The sequence below is a fragment of the Staphylococcus coagulans genome (genome assembly GCF_022557135.1).
Lineage (GTDB): Bacteria > Bacillota > Bacilli > Staphylococcales > Staphylococcaceae > Staphylococcus > Staphylococcus coagulans.
This window is the reverse complement of sequence record NZ_CP092966.1, coordinates 2364801-2382576: the sequence shown is the minus strand read 5'-3', so window position 1 is coordinate 2382576 and position 17776 is coordinate 2364801. Positions and strand designations below refer to the sequence as shown.

Here is a 17776-nt window from a genome sequence, read left to right as displayed (position 1 = left end):
AAGTGACCAAACCAACGATTAAGGAGATATTGTGCCTATGTGTAATGATATATCAGAAATGCTTAAAATTAAAGCGAAAAATTTAAAATATTATTGGTAATTTTTTTAGCACCTCAAGTTTGAGTATATTAGAAAAATGGTAATTCTTTGCTCGCTTCGATAATATCCTGAGTATAAAAAAACTGCTTGCCTTGTCCAGTATATGCGGGTTCTAAAATCATATTTGTCATTGATGCGTAAAGCCATTTGGGGTGAATCCCACTGTTTAAAATTTCTTGAAATTCTTGAAAGTCTTTATCCCAATCTAATTGAATCTCCATCTATATCATCACCTCCACAAAAAATATAGAACATAAGTACGTATTTTAAAAGGGCTAGCCATGAAATTTCTGACGTCCCCCAAGAAGTTCGTTATAATAGATGTATTAAATTTGAGTAAGTTAATAAATGTGTAAAGGAGGGATTGAAGTATGTCTTATCAACCATTAAGACAAAAAATGAAATCATGGGGGCAAAGTGTTCCCATTTCCATGCATGTTCCAGGTCATAAAAATGGAACAATTGGTGATCTTTCTTTCACAAAACCGCAATATGATGTAACGGAGATAACAGGATTTGATGATTTACATCATGCAGATGATGTTTTATATCAAAGTATGCAGACTTTAGACCAGCATCCGAATTATAAAGGGTATTATTTAGTGAATGGGACGACGAGTGGTATTTTAGCGGTTATTCATGCGTTTGCCAATCGAAAAGGTACAGTGAGTATCGCTAGAAATGTACATAAATCGGTATTTAATGCGCTAGATATTGGTGGGCAAAGTGCTAATATCATGCCAACGTCAATGAGTGCACAAACCAATCAGTATCTTGTGCCAGAGGTTAATACGTCAATTAAAACGGACTATAAATTAGGTGTTGTGACATATCCGAATTATTATGGTGAGACGTATGATATCGGAAAAGTAATTCGAGATTATCACGCGATTAGTGTGCCAGTCCTTGTAGATGAGGCACATGGCGCACATTTTGGTTTGGATGGTTTTCCAGCTTCAAGTATGAATGATGACGCTGATTATGTCGTGCAATCTTATCACAAAACACTACCAAGTTTAACCATGAGTTCTATATTATGGATACATAAGGATGCACCTTACCGTGCTCAAATAGAATTACTCTTGCAAACTTTCCAATCTTCTAGTCCTTCATACTTGTTATTAGAAAGTTTAGAATCAGCACAAACTTTTTATCGACACTACCAAAGTGACTATTTTTTTAAAAAGCGTGAAATATTGGTTGAAAAGTTAAAAGAAAGCGCCTTTGAGGTTATAGAGTCACAAGACCCGCTTAAACTGGTGATTCGTTGTAAAGGATGGTCTGGTCAAGAAATTCAGGCACTCATGGAAGAAAATACAATCTATGTTGAATTAGCTGACGAACAGTCCGTTTTATGGGTTTTACCCTTATGGCATGTTGATGATCGTTATCCTTTTGCGTTGTTGTTACAACGTATAGCAAGAATGAAAATAGGCGCTGTTAGGGAAATAACTCAGCATGGACAGGCGCCAATGCTTTACAGTCAAGCAGGAGAATACAATGTGGTGGCACCCAATTCATTTGTTGAGATGTCTTTTGAACATGCATATGGCAAAATATTAGCGGCACATTTAATTCCGTATCCGCCTGGTGTACCTTCATTATTAAGGGGCGAAAAAATGACTAAAGATATGATAAAATTAATTCATTATTGGCAAACACGTGGGATACGCGTTGAAGGCCTTACAAATGGAAAAATTAAAGTAGAGGATGAGTAAAATGGGCCGATTTATCACGATTGAAGGACCAGAAGGATCCGGGAAAACAACAGTACTCGAAGCTGTGGTTAAACAGTTGTCACGTGATTATGATGTCGTGGCGACACGCGAACCAGGCGGTGTGGAAACAGCAGAAAAAATTCGTCAAATATTGTTAAACGGCGATAGCATGGATGGTCGAACTGAAGCATTGTTGTTTGCTGCTGCAAGACGAGAGCATCTTGTCGCAAAAGTTTTGCCTGCATTAGCAAAAGGACAATTAGTGATTTGTGATCGTTTTATTGATAGTTCTTTAGCGTATCAGGGTTATGCGCGTGAAATCGGGGTAAAAGGAGTACAAACTATTAATGACTTTGCGATAGAAGGACGTTATCCAGATTTAACGATATACCTCGATATTCCAGCGGCAGTTGGACGAGAACGAATTGAACGTAATCAACGCGAGCAAAATCGTTTAGATAAAGAAAGTATGTTATTCCATGAACGTGTAATCGAAGGGTATCAACATATTATCAAGCAAGATCCAACGCGTTTTGCAGTAATTGATGCCAGTCAACCGATTGAGGCAGTCGTTGATGCATCAGTAAAAGCCATTTTACAGCAATTGGCAGATTAAAAAGTCATTCAGTTGTTTACTTAGGATTGAAGTGAAGCAGTGATACGAGATATGTTATAATATACGCTAAGAGGTGTTTGTAAAAATGAAAATGATTATAGCGATTGTTCAAGATCAAGATAGCCAAGAACTTTCGGATAAACTTGTTGAAAACAATTTTCGTGCGACGAAATTAGCGACAACAGGTGGTTTTTTGCGAGCTGGAAATACGACATTTTTAAGTGGTGTTGATGACGATAGAGTTGATGAAATACTAGAAGTTATCGGTGGCACATGTGGTAATAGAGAACAACTTGTATCACCAATTACACCAATGGGCGGAAGTGCTGATTCGTATATTCCTTATCCTGTAGAAGTCGAAGTCGGTGGCGCAACTGTCTTTGTAATGCCAGTAGAATCATTCCATCAGTTTTAGAATAAAATGGAGGTTGTGACAGTGTTGGCGAGCAAAATTCGTTTACGTTGTTTCAACCTTTTTGTTTTTTTTTGCCTATATCAAATATGACTTGCATGAGTAGTAGCTCAGTTTAAATTACAAGTTATTTCTTCGTCATACATCATGGAATTAAGTAAAAACAGCCTAAAGTGTATTAAGATGTCAGGACTCATTTTCATAAAGGAGCGCAAAGTTTCATGGAAGTAATTGATCAATTAAAAAAAGCGTATCATAATCAAAAGCTGTCACATGCCTATTTATTCGAAGGTGACGATGCGGAAACGATGAAAACAACGGCAATGGATTTTGCGCAATTTATTTTATGTCAAGATCAAGCGCAATGTAGGAACAAAGTAACTGAGCATAATCATCCTGACTTTCAATACGTGATGACAGACGAAGCAACGATAAAAAAAGAGCAAGTTGAGGCGCTCGTTCATCATATGAATCAGTTACCCATTGAAGGGGATTTTAAAGTCTATGTGATTCAAGATTTTGAAAAATTAACGGTACAAGGTGAAAATAGTATTCTCAAATTTTTAGAAGAACCGCCTCAAAAGACGATTGCAGTGATTATGTCCACAAAGCCAGAGCAAATCTTAGATACGATTCACTCTCGGTGCCAACACGTGTATTTTAAACCGATGTCCAGAGCTACGTTCGTGTCGCGTTTAATGGCGCGCGATGAAACTGTCACAAAACCGATAGCAGAGTTACTCAGTACATATACGACACAAATTGAAGTGGCGATGCAACTTAATCAGGATTTCGAACTGTCACCTTTCCGCAAGGTATTGTTGCAGTGGTGTTACCGTTTAGTGAAGCAACGCGAAATGGCGCTAATCGGAGTTGTTGAATTACTCAAGCATGCTAAAAATAGACAGCTCCAATTGATGGCATTATCTGGAATTAATGCCTACTTTCAAGATTTATTGTATGTTAAAACAAAGATGTCCGAGCGCATTACGTTTTCTGGCATGACAGAAGAGTATGAAACGTTAGCCACACAAATGAGCTATCGTCATTTAACGTATATTATTGAACAAATTACTGAGGCGCACAAAAAACTCAATCAAAATGTGAATCCAACGTTAGTATTTGAACAAATTGCAATTAAGGTGAAGGGGTGACGCTTATGCACTTTGTCGCAGGTGTATACTTTGAAAAAGCAAACGTATTAGAATATTATGAGCCAATTGACACGCCATTAACAGAGGGGCAATATGTGGTTGTAGAATCTAAGCGAGGACACGAACTCGGTGTGATTAAACATCTACCAAGAGCGGTGTCAGATCAAGATGTGACCCTACCTTTAAAGCCTATATTAAGAGTCGCTACTGAGGAAGACTTAGCCTGTTATGAAAAAAATGCGCAAGATGCGGATCGTGCTTTAGAGATGTGTAAAGGTTTTGTTGATCAATTGGAATTAGATATGCGTGTTGTGAACTGTGAATATATTCTTGACCGCACTAAAATCATTTTTAATTTTACAGCGGATGAGCGTATCGATTTCCGAAAACTAGTGCGTATGTTAGCGCAACGCTTAAAAACACGAATTGAATTGCGCCAAATCGGGGTGCGCGATGAAGCGAAGTTACTCGGAGGGATTGGACCATGTGGCCGTTCATTGTGCTGTGCCACTTTTTTAGGAGATTTCGAGCCGGTATCGATTAAAATGGCAAAAGATCAAAATTTATCACTCAATCCTACTAAAATCTCTGGTGCATGTGGGCGTTTAATGTGCTGTTTGAAGTATGAAAATGATTATTACGAAACAGCAAGAGCACATTTGCCTGACGTAGGAGAGCGTATTCAAACACCAGAAGGTCAAGGAGAAGTCGTCGGTTTAAATATTATTGATGTGTCTATGCAAGTCCGTCTTGACGGAATGGAACAACTGACAGAATACCATATTGAAGAATTAGAAACTTTAAAGTAGGGAGGTTCATCTGTTGGATCGAAATGAACTATTCGACCGATTAATGCGACTAGAAAAAAATGTAGCGCGTATTCATGAGGATATGCAAGAGTTAAAAGCTTTAACTGTTGAACTCGTAGAAGAAAATGTGGCATTACAAATTGAAAATGATAATTTTAAAGCTTTGATGCAGCAAGAGGAAGAGGAGAACATCGAAACGCCCATTGAAGAAACGCGCAATGCAACCTCACAGCCCACTAAAAAACAACTACAAAGTCGGGAATATTTTGCCAAATTGTATCATGAAGGTTTTCATATTTGTCATGATGTATTTGGAAAGCATCGCCACGGCGAGGATTGTATGTTTTGTTTGAATGTGCTTAATGACAAATGAGGTGAAAATAAGAACCATGCTACAAACAGGTGAAAGATTAGACTATTTAATTCGAGAAGACTTGCGCATTATTCAAAATGATGCAGTCTTTTCTTTTTCTACAGATGCGCTGTTGCTCGGTCATTTTACAAAGGTTAAAAAGAGAGATCGTATTTTAGACATGTGTGCAGGCAATGGTGTCATTCCATTGTTGCTCTCGGCGAAAGGTCTTAACCCCATTACAGGGGTAGAAATTCAGCCCCAACTCGTTGATATGGCGCGTCGCAGTGTTGCATATAATCAATTAGATGAACGCATCACAATGCTTGAGATGGACATTAATCGCTTGATTGAAACATTTCAACCCGCGCAGTTTGATTTGATTACTTGCAATCCACCTTATTTTAAAGCAAATCAAGCGCATCAACACCAAATTGAAGCGCATAAAATTGCGCGACATGAAATCTTTTGTACTTTAGACGATTGCTTTCGAGTTGCAAAGCATTTACTAAAAGAGGGTGGACGTATTGTAATGGTTCACCGTGCAGAACGTTTGCTTGATCTTTTTGAAGCAATGCGTCGACACCGTATTGAACCGAAGCAACTCCACATGGTTTACAGTAAACCTGGACAATCTGCGCAAACCATTGTCGTTGAAGGTCGAAAAGGCGGACGGCAAGGTCTAAAGATTTCCCCGCCTTTTTATGTATACGATGAAAATCAACAATATACGCCTGAAATGCGAGAGGTGTATTATGGATAAACATTATATCTACATTGTTCAATGTAAAGATGCTTCACTTTATACCGGATATACGAACAACTTAGCAGCGCGAATCGCCAAACATAATGAAGGAAAAGGCGCAAAATATACAAAAAGCCGACGTCCTGTTCAATTGCGTTATTATGAAACGTTTGAAACAAAATCAGCAGCACTTAAGCGTGAATGTGCGATTAAAAAAATGACACGGCAACAAAAAATCCAACTCATTGAGGAGTGATGAAATGGGAAGCTTATATTTGGTAGGAACGCCCATAGGAAATTTAGATGATATGACTTTTCGAGCTATCGATATTTTAAAACAAGTAGATTTAATTGCGTGTGAAGATACACGTGTTACTAAAAAGTTATGTCATCATTTTGAGGTAGAGACGCCTTTGAAATCTTACCATGAGCATAATAAGCAGCGTGTGACAGAAAGTCTTATCGAAAAGCTCTGTGCCGGAGATGATATTGCACTTGTGTCAGATGCAGGTTTACCTTTGATTTCTGATCCTGGTTATGAATTGGTCGTACGTGCACGCGAAGAAAACGTTAATGTTATCCCTATTCCGGGAGCCAATGCCGGACTGACAGCACTTATGGCAAGTGGGTTGCCATCATTTACATATACTTTTCTTGGTTTTCTACCACGTAAAACACGCGAAAAGATAGAAGTGCTTGAAAAAAGAATGTTTCAAGAGAGTACTTTATTATTGTATGAATCGCCACACCGTGTAAAAGAAACACTAGAGGCAATTGCTAAGGTGGATAATCAGCGTATGATGACAGTGGCAAGAGAATTAACAAAGAAATTTGAACAAATTCAAACAGGCCGGGTGGACGATTTAATTGCCCAATTAGACGATACAATCCCGTTGCGTGGTGAGTTTGTATTAATTATTGAGGGTGCAATGGCAAAGGCCTCTACATCATGGTTTGAGGATATGACGATTGAAGCGCATGTGAATCATTATATTGATCAAAATATGAAACCTAAACAAGCAATCAAGCATGTAGCGCAAGATCGTCAAATGTCGAGTAAAGAAGTTTATAATATTTTCCACAACATCAATTAAACTCATTTTAGTACAATAGGGATTGAATTGTAACATTGAAAATAAAACGAAATTTAGATATATTAGATAAGATAAGAATTGAGGAGGAGCGCTGATGGTGAAAGAGACATTTTATATTACTACACCGATTTACTATCCGAGTGGTAATTTACACATCGGGCATGCATATTCAACAGTTGCGGGTGACGTGATTGCTCGATATAAACGCTTGCAAGGCTTTGATGTTCGCTATTTAACTGGAACAGACGAGCACGGTCAAAAGATTCAAGAAAAAGCTCAAAAAGCAGGGAAGTCAGAACTCGACTACCTTGATAGTATGATCAAAGACATTAAAGCATTATGGGAAAAATTGGATATTTCTAACGATGATTTTATCCGAACAACTGAGCGTCGTCATGCAGAAGTGGTAGAAAAGATATTTGAAAAATTATTGGCGCAAGGCGATATTTATTTAGGAGAATATGAAGGATGGTATTCGGTTCCAGATGAAACTTTTTACACAGAAACACAATTAGTAGAGCCAGTTTATGAAAATGGCAAAATTGTAGGTGGTAAAAGCCCAGATTCTGGACATGAAGTGGAATTAGTCAAAGAGGAAAGCTACTTCTTTAAATTGTCGAAATATACGGATCGCTTGTTAGAATTTTATGATCAGCATCCAGAATTTATACAACCACCATCTCGTAAAAATGAAATGATTAACAATTTCATTAAGCCTGGATTAGAAGACTTAGCTGTTTCACGTACTTCTTTTAACTGGGGGGTGAAAGTTCCATCCAACCCAAAACATGTTGTTTACGTTTGGTTAGATGCGCTTGTTAACTACATTTCGGCGTTAGGTTATTTAACAGAAGACGATACATTATTCCGTAAGTATTGGCCAGCAGATATTCATTTAATGGCAAAAGAAATCGTTCGTTTCCATTCGATAATTTGGCCAATTATTTTAATGGCTTTAGATTTACCGCTTCCTAAAAAGGTTTTTGCACATGGTTGGGTTTTAATGAAAGACGGCAAAATGAGTAAATCTAAAGGGAATGTCATGGATCCCAATGTGTTAATTGATCGTTATGGTTTAGATGCGACACGTTATTATTTAATGCGTGAGCTCCCATTTGGTTCTGACGGTGTTTTCACACCAGAAGCCTTTATTGATCGCACAAACTTTGATTTGGCGAATGACTTAGGAAACCTTGTAAACCGCACAATTTCAATGATTAACAAGTATTTCGATGGCAAACTTCCAGCATATCAAGGACCTATGCACGAAGTTGATCAAGAAATGGAACAAATGGCTTTAGATACAGTTGAAGTGTATCATGATCATATGGAAAAACTTCAATTTTCAGTTGCATTGTCAACGGTTTGGAAGCTCATTAGCCGTACGAATAAATATATTGATGAAACAACGCCATGGATTTTAGCGAAAGATCCTGAACAAAAAGAAGCGCTGGGCAGTGTAATGGCACACTTAGTAGAGAATATACGTTTCGCAGCTGTCTTATTACGACCGTTTTTAACACATGCACCATATCAAATTTTTGATCAATTGAATATTAATAGCGAGAAACTTCATGACTTTGAAAGTCTCGGGCGCTATGGTCTTTTGACGGAGCCTATCATAGTGACAAGCCAACCGAAGCCTATTTTCCCAAGATTGGATGTAGAGGCTGAAGTTAGCTATATTAGAGAATCAATGCAACCACCAAAACAAGCGGCAGAAACGCAAGTAGAAGAGACATCAAAACCACAAATTGATATTAAAGCTTTTGATAAAGTTGAGATTAAAGCTGCAACAATTATTGACGCAGAAAGTGTTAAAAAATCAGATAAGCTTCTCAAAATTCAAGTGGATCTTGGGCATGAGAAACGTCAAATTGTTTCAGGCATTGCAAAATTTTACCAGCCTGATGATATCATTGGTAAAAAAGTCGCTGTCGTTACAAACTTAAAACCTGCAAAATTAATGGGGCAAAAATCTGAAGGTATGATTTTATCCGCTGAAAAAGATGATGTCTTAACATTAATTAGCTTACCGAATGCGGTACCGAACGGCGCAATCATTAAATAAATGGCACGCAAAGCGTAATGCATAGAAACGTTTTTGACAGTGTATGCGTGATGCGAGCAAGGTTCTAATTCAAGTTGATGATATCTATCTAATCGCTAATGCAATGAGTGAGACGACAAAATCGAACGGAGTAGATTTTGATTACGTCTCACTCTTTCGTTTATGATGAGAGGCGGAAGGTTAGCCCAACTTTATCGCGGATAGATTCATTTTCAACGATTTAACAGGAACTATACGTATTGACTGGTGTGTTTCTTAAAGTCAATGACTCGGGTGTAGAGTTTTGAAATGAAATAGAAAACAGAAGAATGAAATGATAAGGAGGATGAACAATGCTTATAGATACACATGTACATTTAAATGCAGATCAATATGATGAAGATTTAGAAGAAGTGATACAACGCGCACTAGACGCAGGGGTAGACCGTATGTTTGTCGTAGGATTCGATACAAAAACGATTGAACGTGCGATGCAATTAATCGATGCATACGATTTTATTTACGCTATTATTGGTTGGCATCCGGTTGATGCCATTGATTTTACAGATGAGCGTTTAGAATGGATTGAAGAACTTTCAAAACATCCTAAAGTGATTGGGATTGGAGAAATGGGATTAGACTATCATTGGGATAAATCGCCAAAAGATGTACAAAAAGAAGTTTTTCGTAAGCAAATTGCATTAGCTAAGCGCGTGAAATTACCGATTATTATCCATAATCGAGAAGCGACACAAGACTGTATTGATATTTTAATGGAGGAACATGCCGAAGAGGTCGGTGGTATTATGCATAGTTTTAGTGGTTCTCCAGAAATTGCCGATATCGTAACGAATAAATTGAACTTTTACATTTCGTTAGGTGGTCCTGTGACTTTCAAAAATGCGAAGCAACCGAAAGAAGTAGCGAAGCACGTGTCGTTGGACCGTTTATTAGTTGAGACAGATGCGCCATACTTAACACCCCACCCATATAGAGGTAAACGAAATGAGCCGGCGCGTGTCACGCTAGTGGCTGAGCAAATTGCGGATTTACGAGGCATTTCATATGAAGAAGTGGCCGCACAAACAACTCAAAATGCAGAACGCTTATTCGGATTGAAATAGGTCGGTTCATAGAAGATAAAGAAGGTGCAGCGTTGAAAATTAACGAATTTGTTGTTGTAGAAGGGCGAGATGATACTGAACGCGTAAAAAGAGCGGTTGACTGTGATACCATTGAAACAAACGGCAGTGCCATAGATTCACAGACTTTAGATGTAATACGTCAAGCTCAAGAAACAAGAGGTGTCATCGTTTTAACTGACCCTGATTTCCCGGGTGACAAAATACGGACGACTATACGTGAAGCGGTACCCGGTGTGAAACATGCGTTTATCGACCGTGATAAAGCTAAAAATAGGCGGGGTAAAATAGGCGTCGAGCACGCCGACTTTGAAACAATACGTGAAGCATTGATGCACGTTTCTTCGCCGCTATCAGAAGCACAAGAAACGATAGATAAAACCGTGCTAATTGAATTAGGATTAATCATTGGGCCAGATGCACGTCGCCGACGAGATCTTCTAGGGAGACGTTTGCATATTGGTCATTCCAATGGAAAGCAATTATTAAAAAAACTCAATGCCTTTGGTTATACAGAAGAAGATGTAAGAAGGGCATTAGGGGAAGAGGAGTAAATCTATGCATGATAAAGATATTGCAACACCATCGAGAACACGTGCATTATTAAATCAATATGGTTTTAACTTCAAAAAAAGTTTAGGTCAGAACTTTTTAATAGATGTGAATATTATTCATCGCATTATTGATGCAAGTGGCATTGATGCAACGACGGGCGTCATTGAAATTGGGCCCGGGATGGGATCGCTAACAGAACAATTAGCAAAAAAAGCGAAGCATGTTTTAGCCTTTGAAATTGATCAAAGATTAATCCCTGTATTAAAAGATACATTATCACCCTATCCCAATGTTACAGTCATCAATGAAGATATTTTGAAAGCAAATGTCTCAGAGGCAATGCAGACGTATTTATCGAAATGTGAAAAAATAATGGTTGTCGCTAATTTACCGTATTATATTACGACGCCAATTCTACTCCGACTATTAGAGCAAGATTTGAATATTGATGGTTACGTGGTCATGATGCAAAAAGAGGTGGGTGAGCGTTTAAATGCGCAAGTGGGCTCTAAAGCATATGGTTCTTTATCAATAGTAACCCAGTATTATACAGAAACATCGAAAGTTCTGACCGTTCCGAAAACGGTCTTTATGCCACCACCTAATGTAGATTCTATTGTCGTTAAATTAATGAAGCGCCAATATCCACTTGTCGAAGTGAAAAATGAGCAAGCGTTTTTCAAAATGGCAAAAGGTGCATTCAGTCAGAGACGTAAAACGATTTTCAACAATTATCAGAATTTCTTTGATGATGGAAAAGCGCAGCGGAATGAAATTTTACAATGGTTAGAAAAAGCTAGAATTGATCCGAAACGACGCGGGGAAACATTGTCAATACAAGAATATGCACGATTGTATGAAGAATTGGAAAATTTCCCTCAATTAACATTCTAAATTTGTTGACATTGGCACGCCACCTTGCTAAAATTAAAATTTTATTTGACGCATCCTACTTAATTGTGTTATAATACACTTGTAGCGAGGTGGAGCAATATGCCAAAATCTATTGGAGACATCAAAAATTCTCTTGATTGTCAATTAGGAAATCGTATTGTACTTAAAGCTAATGGAGGTCGTAAAAAAACAATTGAACGTTGTGGCGTTCTTACTGAAACGTATCCATCAGTGTTCGTTGTTGAATTAGACCCTGAGAAACATAATTTTGAGCGTGTATCTTACACGTATGCTGACGTTTTGACTGAAAACGTTCAAGTTTCATTTGTAGAAGAAGAACTTCAACAAGAAGCAATTGCGCAATAATATATGTCTGTCATATAAGGATAAATCTACATAATGGCCATTCTACTTAATAGGTAGTATGGTCTTTTTTAGTATGGAATTCTATTTGATAGATAGTGTTGAGTGCACTAATGTTGATGGTAAACCTAAGAGAGCGCAGTAGCTGACTGGATTGAACATCGCATTTCAAGCTTGTTCAACCCTAGTCATCCTTGCCGGGGCAGGACGACGAAATCAAATAGATTTCTGTCCTGCATGATAAGAGTGCGAAAGAAATAAAGAGCGCAGTAGCTGACTGGATTGAACATCGCATTTCAAGCTTGTTCAACCCTAGTCATCCTTGCCGGGGCAGGACGACGAAATCAAATAGATTTCTGTCCTGCTCCCACTTTGAAAGGGTTCTGTGTTAAAATCACATTAATACCATTTGGAAAGAGGATATTGTAATGATTTATGAAACGGCTTCTGCTAAAATCAATTTAACATTAGATACTTTATATAAAAGAGATGATGGTTATCATGAAGTTGAGATGATTATGACCACGATTGATTTGAATGATCGCCTATCGTTTGAGAAGAGAAATGATCAACGTATTGTTCTAAATGTAGATGAGACTTTTATTCCGTCTGATGAGCGTAATCTGGCTTATCGTGCGGCACTTTTAATGATGGAGGCTTATCAGTTAAAGCAAGGTGTCACGATTACATTAGAAAAAAATATTCCTGTTGCTGCTGGTCTCGCTGGGGGTTCAAGTGATGCGGCAGCGACGATGCGTGGTATGAATCGTTTGTTTGAACTCAATCGCCCGCTCGATGAATTAAGTGCACTTTCAGCAGAGATAGGGTCAGATATTCCGTTTTGTGTTTATGGTACAACGGCGATTTGTCGAGGTAGAGGGGAAATATTGGAACAGTTACCAAAACCGCCTTCGACATGGGTGATTGTAGCGAAACCGCAAGCGGGTCTTTCTACACCTGAAATATATGGTGGATTAGATTTAAATCAGCCTTTTCCTGTTCATACAACGCAATGTTTACAAGCATTGGAAAACAACGATTATCAAATGATGTGTGAAAGTCTTTCTAATCGTTTGGAGCCTGTGTCAATGGCGCTACAACCTGAAATTGCAAAAATTAAGTCTAATATGTTGAATAACGGTGCAGATGGCGCGTTAATGAGTGGCAGTGGCCCTACTGTCTATGGTTTTGCACAACGTGAAAGGCAAGCACGTCATATTTACAATGCTGTGAGTGGCTGTTGTAATGACGTATATCTTGTAAGAATGCTTGGTTAAAAAGAGAAAGGATGACAATCGTGCGATATAAAAGAAGTGAACGTATTGTTTACATGACACAATATTTAATAAGCAACCCGAATAAACTTGTACCACTTACTTTTTTCGTTACAAAGTTTGAACAGGCCAAGTCATCGATAAGCGAAGATGTTCAAATTATCAAAGATACTTTGATTAAAGAAGGCTTAGGCACAGTGGAGACGATTTCTGGCGCAAGTGGTGGCGTCAAATATCGACCCCAAATGCAAAAAGAAGAAGCAAAAGCTGTCATTGATGAAGTCATCGCCTTGCTACAAGAAAAAGAACGTTTATTACCTGGGGGATATCTTTTTCTATCTGACTTGATGGGAAACCCCGCCTTGCTTAAACGTGTGGGACGTTTGATTGCAACAATATATATGCATGAAGAGTTAGATGCAATTGTGACAATTGCAACTAAAGGGATTTCTCTCGCAAATGCAGTGGCAAATGTACTCAATTTACCTGTCGTGGTGATTCGCAAAGATAATAAAGTGACAGAGGGATCAACAGTTTCAATTAACTACGTTTCAGGATCAACGCGAAAAATCGAAACAATGGTATTATCTAAGCGTACTTTGAAGGAACATTCGAATGTTTTAATCGTTGATGATTTCATGCGTGCTGGTGGATCCATTAACGGTGTGATGAATTTAATGAATGAGTTTAAAGCACATGTAAAAGGGGTATCAGTACTTGTAGAATCCAAAGAAGTCAAACAACGACTGATTGAAGATTATACTTCCTTAGTACGTTTATCTGATGTTGACGAATATAATCAAGAATTTAAAGTCGAATCAGGTAACAGTCTAGCTAAATTTTAAAGACAAAAGGAGCGTTCAATCATTTGGAAATCATTAACACGAGTAAAGCGCCTAATGCAGTTGGACCATACTCACATGCTTCGGTTGCCAACGGACTTGTTTTCACATCTGGTCAAATTCCACTTACTTTAAATGGTGGAATTGTAAGTGATTGTGTACAAAAGCAAACAGAACAAGTCATAGAAAATCTTAAAGTTGTACTTGAAGCAGCTGAGTCAGATCTAAATCACGTTGTTAAAGCTTTAATCTTCTTATCGGATATGGAAAACTTTCAAAAAGTGAATGAAGTGTATGAAAAATACTTTGACACACACCGCCCTGCAAGAAGCGCGGTGGAAGTTGCACGATTACCGAAGGATGTTAAAGTAGAGATTGAACTGATTGCTGAGGTTAAAGCTATATAATCATGAAAGTTACGGTGAAGACTTCTTTAATTACACAGCAATAAATATACTTAATTACTATGGGGGGCTCACTACATGAAAGTGACAGATGTCAGACTTAGAAAAATCCAAACAGATGGCAGAATGAAAGCCTTAGTCTCTATTACTTTAGACGAATCATTTGTGATTCATGATTTACGCGTAATAGAAGGTAATACAGGCTTGTTCGTTGCGATGCCAAGTAAACGTACACCAGATGGTGAATTCCGAGATATCGCGCATCCAATCAACTCGGAAATGCGTCAAGAAATTCAGGATGCAGTAATGAAAGTATATGACGAAACTGATGAAGTGTTACCATCTCATAATCATGAGGATAATCACACATCAGAAGACACAAACGAAGAAGTTGAATAGGTATTTGCGATTTAAGGTTTTGTCATCTAAAAAGGGTGATGAAACCTTTTTGTATGTAAAAAGTGAGTGAAAGGCATTGGACCATTGTGCAGGCTACGAAGAAGCGGGGACAACATTTTAATAGTTGTAGAGCGGCACTTAATCGCTTAAAATCATACCAGTGTTAAAGATGAGCTTACGATTTTTAGCGTGAGTATATTGCGATAGCCATGATATTTCAGTTGTGAAAGCACAAGGTTTTTATGATGTGCCAAAGGTTTTATTCGTTTACGCCTTGAAAGTGTACACGCCCTTAAATTATAATTATATAGAAGTGTAAAAGATACTGGAGGGTTCATTGCCATGCAAAAACATGCAGTCGTTTTGGCGGCGGGTAAAGGCACAAGGATGAAATCTAAGCAATATAAAGTATTACATCGTGTTGCTGGAAAACCAATGATTCGTCATGTAATTGATCAAGTGCGCGAATCAGGTGTTGACAATGTGGTGACTATTGTAGGACACGGTGCAGAAAGTGTAAAAGAAACATTAGGGGACACGTCTTTGTATAGCTTTCAAGAAGAACAACTGGGAACAGCGCATGCCGTTAAACAAGCGGCAGAGCATTTAGCATCAAAGGAAGGCACAACACTTGTTGTTTGTGGTGACACACCGCTAATTACAAGCGCATCGTTGTCTCAATTACTAGCACATCATGATCAAGAAGGTGCACAAGCGACAGTATTATCTGCGATTGCCGCGCATCCTTTTGGATATGGCCGCATCGTTCGAGATGAAACAGGCCAACTGACTGAAATCGTCGAAGAAAAAGATGCTGACGCACAACAAAAAAAGATTCAAGAAATTAGTTCTGGAATTTTCGCATTTAATAATCAAACATTGTTTCAGTTGTTAGAGCAAGTTGACAATCATAATGCACAAGGCGAATATTATTTACCTCAAGTTTTAAGTTTAGTGCTTCAGAACGAAGGTAAAGTTGCAGTCTACCGTACAGATGACTTCGACGAAATTATGGGTGTCAATGACCGTGTGGCACTAAGTCGAGCAGAAAAAGCTTACCGTCAACGACGTAATGAATATCACATGCGCAATGGTGTGACATTGATTGATCCAGACACAACCTACATTGGTGCAGAAGTTGAAATTGGTGAAGATACAGTGATAGAGCCGGGTGTTAAGTTATCTGGCAACACACGTATTGGTAGAGATGTCACAATTGGACAATATTCAGAAATACACAACAGCCAAATCCATGAGGGCGTGACGATTAAACAATCTGTCATCTCAGACGCTATTGTTGGCGAAAAATCAAAAGTAGGTCCATTTGCACAATTAAGACCAGGTTCAGAACTTGGCAAAGAAACAAAAGTGGGTAATTTTGTTGAAATTAAAAAAGCTCGTCTTGATGACGGTGCTAAAGTATCGCACTTAAGTTACATAGGAGACGCAGAAATTGGCGCACGCACGAACGTGGGCTGTGGTTCAATTACAGTTAACTATGATGGTGCCAACAAATTTAAAACAATAATTGGTAAAGACGCATTCATCGGTTGTAACACAAATCTTATTGCACCTGTGACTGTTGGCGATGGTTCATTAATCGCTGCAGGGTCAACAATCACTGATGATGTACCGAACGAGAGTCTCGCACTCGCACGTTCAAGACAGGTGACAAAAAAGGGATATATGAATAAATAAATGTAATGAATTAAGTAAGAAATAGAAACAAGTATGTTGTAATCAATTGAAATGACTATAATAAAATTGGAGGATTCATAATAATGTTAAACACCGAGTATAAAAATTCGTCTTTGAAAATTTTCTCACTGAAAGGTAATGAACCACTTGCAAAAGAAGTTGCAGATCATGTAGGTGTTGAATTAGGTAAATGTACGGTCAAACGTTTTAGTGATGGTGAAATCCAAATTAATATTGAAGAAAGTATTCGAGGTTGTGATGTTTTCATTATTCAACCTACATCAAATCCAGTCAATGTACATTTAATGGAGCTGCTTATTATGATTGACGCATGTAAGCGTGCTTCTGCAGCAAATATTTCAATTGTTGTCCCTTATTATGGCTATGCGCGCCAAGACCGTAAAGCGCGAAGTCGTGAGCCAATTACTGCGAAATTAGTTGCGGATTTATTTGAAACTGCTGGTGCAGATCGAATGATTGCATTGGACTTACATGCACCTCAAATTCAAGGCTTTTTTGATATTCCTATTGACCACTTAATGGGCGTTCCGATTTTGGCAGAATATTTCTTGAATAATAAAGAAATTAATCCAGAAAATTGTGTTGTTGTTTCACCGGACCACGGAGGTGTAACACGCGCACGTAAACTTGCAGACTTCCTTAAAACACCAATTGCTATTATTGATAAACGTCGTCCAAAACCGAATGTAGCTGAAGTTATGAACATCGTAGGTGAGATCGAAGGGCGTACAGCGATTATCATTGATGACATTATTGACACAGCAGGTACAATCACACTTGCTGCTCAAGCATTGAGAGATAAAGGTGCAACAGAAGTGTATGCTTGTTGTACACATCCAGTATTGTCAGGTCCTGCGAAAGAGCGTATCGAGAACTCATCGATTAAAGAATTAGTGGTGACAAATTCAATTCAGCTTAAAGAGGAGCAAAAACCAAATAATATTACAGAATTATCTGTTGCTGAATTACTTGCACAAGCCATCGTACGTGTGTATGAACGTGAATCAGTCAGCGTATTATTTGACTAAAGCATTGACGAAACTGCAAATTTTGTGTAAAATATTTCTGTTCGTGCCCATACGGACAAATACACACTTGCAAGCAATAAAAGTTGATGGGCAAGTGCTGCACAGAT

The 17776-nt window shown here is 38.2% G+C and carries 21 protein-coding genes; 20 read left to right on the top strand and 1 reads right to left on the bottom strand.

The genetic code is table 11. The features are described 5' to 3' along the window. Nucleotides 1-128: 128 nt before the first annotated feature. A complete protein-coding gene (locus KM149_RS11480) occupies nt 129-320 on the bottom strand; it encodes a hypothetical protein (RefSeq protein WP_060830397.1) in 192 nt (63 codons plus the stop codon). A 150-nt stretch (nt 321-470) separates the two neighbouring features. On the opposite strand from KM149_RS11480, the gene KM149_RS11475 reads away from it, so the two are divergent. The 20 genes from KM149_RS11475 to KM149_RS11380 all read left to right on the top strand — a co-directional run bounded on the left by KM149_RS11475 (nt 471) and on the right by KM149_RS11380 (nt 17669). Further along, nucleotides 471-1817 carry an Orn/Lys/Arg family decarboxylase gene (locus KM149_RS11475; protein WP_241415409.1) on the top strand — a complete coding sequence of 449 codons (1347 nt, stop codon included), beginning with the start codon at nt 471-473 and terminating at the stop codon, nt 1815-1817. A gap of 1 nt (nt 1818) precedes the next feature. Then, nucleotides 1819-2433, top strand: coding sequence for a dTMP kinase (tmk, locus tag KM149_RS11470; RefSeq protein ID WP_060830395.1), 615 nt, complete (start codon nt 1819-1821; stop codon nt 2431-2433). Nucleotides 2434-2518: 85 nt separating this feature from the next. After that, the gene (locus KM149_RS11465; RefSeq protein WP_016426529.1) at nt 2519-2848 is read left to right on the top strand and encodes a cyclic di-AMP receptor DarA; all 330 of its coding nucleotides are present in this window, start codon (nt 2519-2521) and stop codon (nt 2846-2848) included. Nucleotides 2849-3066: 218 nt separating this feature from the next. Further along, the gene (locus KM149_RS11460) at nt 3067-3999 is read left to right on the top strand and encodes a DNA polymerase III subunit delta' C-terminal domain-containing protein (RefSeq protein ID WP_241415408.1); all 933 of its coding nucleotides are present in this window, start codon (nt 3067-3069) and stop codon (nt 3997-3999) included. A gap of 5 nt (nt 4000-4004) precedes the next feature. Next, nucleotides 4005-4808, top strand: a complete 804-nt coding sequence (locus tag KM149_RS11455) for a PSP1 domain-containing protein (RefSeq protein WP_182361550.1) — start codon at nt 4005-4007, stop codon at nt 4806-4808. A gap of 13 nt (nt 4809-4821) precedes the next feature. After that, nucleotides 4822-5181 (top strand): DNA replication initiation control protein YabA, encoded by a 360-nt coding sequence (yabA, locus tag KM149_RS11450; protein WP_060830392.1) that lies wholly within the window; start codon nt 4822-4824, stop codon nt 5179-5181. A 16-nt stretch (nt 5182-5197) separates the two neighbouring features. Then, nucleotides 5198-5923 carry a tRNA1(Val) (adenine(37)-N6)-methyltransferase gene (locus tag KM149_RS11445; protein ID WP_214972358.1) on the top strand — a complete coding sequence of 242 codons (726 nt, stop codon included), beginning with the start codon at nt 5198-5200 and terminating at the stop codon, nt 5921-5923. Continuing rightward, entirely contained in the window at nt 5916-6161 is a 246-nt protein-coding gene (locus KM149_RS11440; RefSeq protein WP_016426524.1) for a GIY-YIG nuclease family protein, read from the top strand. The genes KM149_RS11445 and KM149_RS11440 overlap by 8 nt, the downstream gene beginning before the upstream one ends. 4 nt (nt 6162-6165) lie before the next feature. Next, nucleotides 6166-6999, top strand: coding sequence for a 16S rRNA (cytidine(1402)-2'-O)-methyltransferase (gene rsmI, locus KM149_RS11435; protein ID WP_214972354.1), 834 nt, complete (start codon nt 6166-6168; stop codon nt 6997-6999). Nucleotides 7000-7093: 94 nt separating this feature from the next. Continuing rightward, nucleotides 7094-9070, top strand: coding sequence for a methionine--tRNA ligase (gene metG, locus KM149_RS11430; RefSeq protein ID WP_241415407.1), 1977 nt, complete (start codon nt 7094-7096; stop codon nt 9068-9070). Between the two features lie 332 nt (nt 9071-9402). Continuing rightward, nucleotides 9403-10173 (top strand): TatD family hydrolase, encoded by a 771-nt coding sequence (locus KM149_RS11425; RefSeq protein WP_165546286.1) that lies wholly within the window; start codon nt 9403-9405, stop codon nt 10171-10173. 32 nt (nt 10174-10205) lie between these two features. Beyond that, entirely contained in the window at nt 10206-10745 is a 540-nt protein-coding gene (gene rnmV / locus KM149_RS11420) for a ribonuclease M5 (protein WP_050346095.1), read from the top strand. Between the two features lie 4 nt (nt 10746-10749). After that, nucleotides 10750-11640: a 16S rRNA (adenine(1518)-N(6)/adenine(1519)-N(6))-dimethyltransferase RsmA gene (rsmA, locus tag KM149_RS11415; protein WP_182280866.1), complete on the top strand. Its 891-nt coding sequence runs from the start codon at nt 10750-10752 to the stop codon at nt 11638-11640. 99 nt (nt 11641-11739) lie between these two features. Then, complete coding sequence (veg, locus tag KM149_RS11410; RefSeq protein WP_050331802.1) at nt 11740-12006, top strand: biofilm formation stimulator Veg; 267 nt, start codon at nt 11740-11742, stop codon at nt 12004-12006. 425 nt (nt 12007-12431) lie between these two features. Then, entirely contained in the window at nt 12432-13280 is an 849-nt protein-coding gene (gene ispE / locus KM149_RS11405) for a 4-(cytidine 5'-diphospho)-2-C-methyl-D-erythritol kinase (protein ID WP_050346093.1), read from the top strand. A gap of 20 nt (nt 13281-13300) precedes the next feature. Further along, the gene (gene purR / locus KM149_RS11400; protein ID WP_060830536.1) at nt 13301-14122 is read left to right on the top strand and encodes a pur operon repressor; all 822 of its coding nucleotides are present in this window, start codon (nt 13301-13303) and stop codon (nt 14120-14122) included. Between the two features lie 23 nt (nt 14123-14145). Then, nucleotides 14146-14526: a RidA family protein gene (locus KM149_RS11395; protein ID WP_241415405.1), complete on the top strand. Its 381-nt coding sequence runs from the start codon at nt 14146-14148 to the stop codon at nt 14524-14526. Nucleotides 14527-14601: 75 nt separating this feature from the next. Then, complete coding sequence (gene spoVG, locus KM149_RS11390) at nt 14602-14922, top strand: septation regulator SpoVG (protein ID WP_050346091.1); 321 nt, start codon at nt 14602-14604, stop codon at nt 14920-14922. Nucleotides 14923-15264: 342 nt separating this feature from the next. After that, nucleotides 15265-16620 (top strand): bifunctional UDP-N-acetylglucosamine diphosphorylase/glucosamine-1-phosphate N-acetyltransferase GlmU, encoded by a 1356-nt coding sequence (gene glmU, locus KM149_RS11385; protein WP_182280865.1) that lies wholly within the window; start codon nt 15265-15267, stop codon nt 16618-16620. An 83-nt stretch (nt 16621-16703) separates the two neighbouring features. After that, on the top strand, nt 16704-17669 hold the full coding sequence (locus KM149_RS11380; RefSeq protein WP_060830386.1) for a ribose-phosphate diphosphokinase: 966 nt from the start codon (nt 16704-16706) through the stop codon (nt 17667-17669). Nucleotides 17670-17776: the final 107 nt, after the last annotated feature.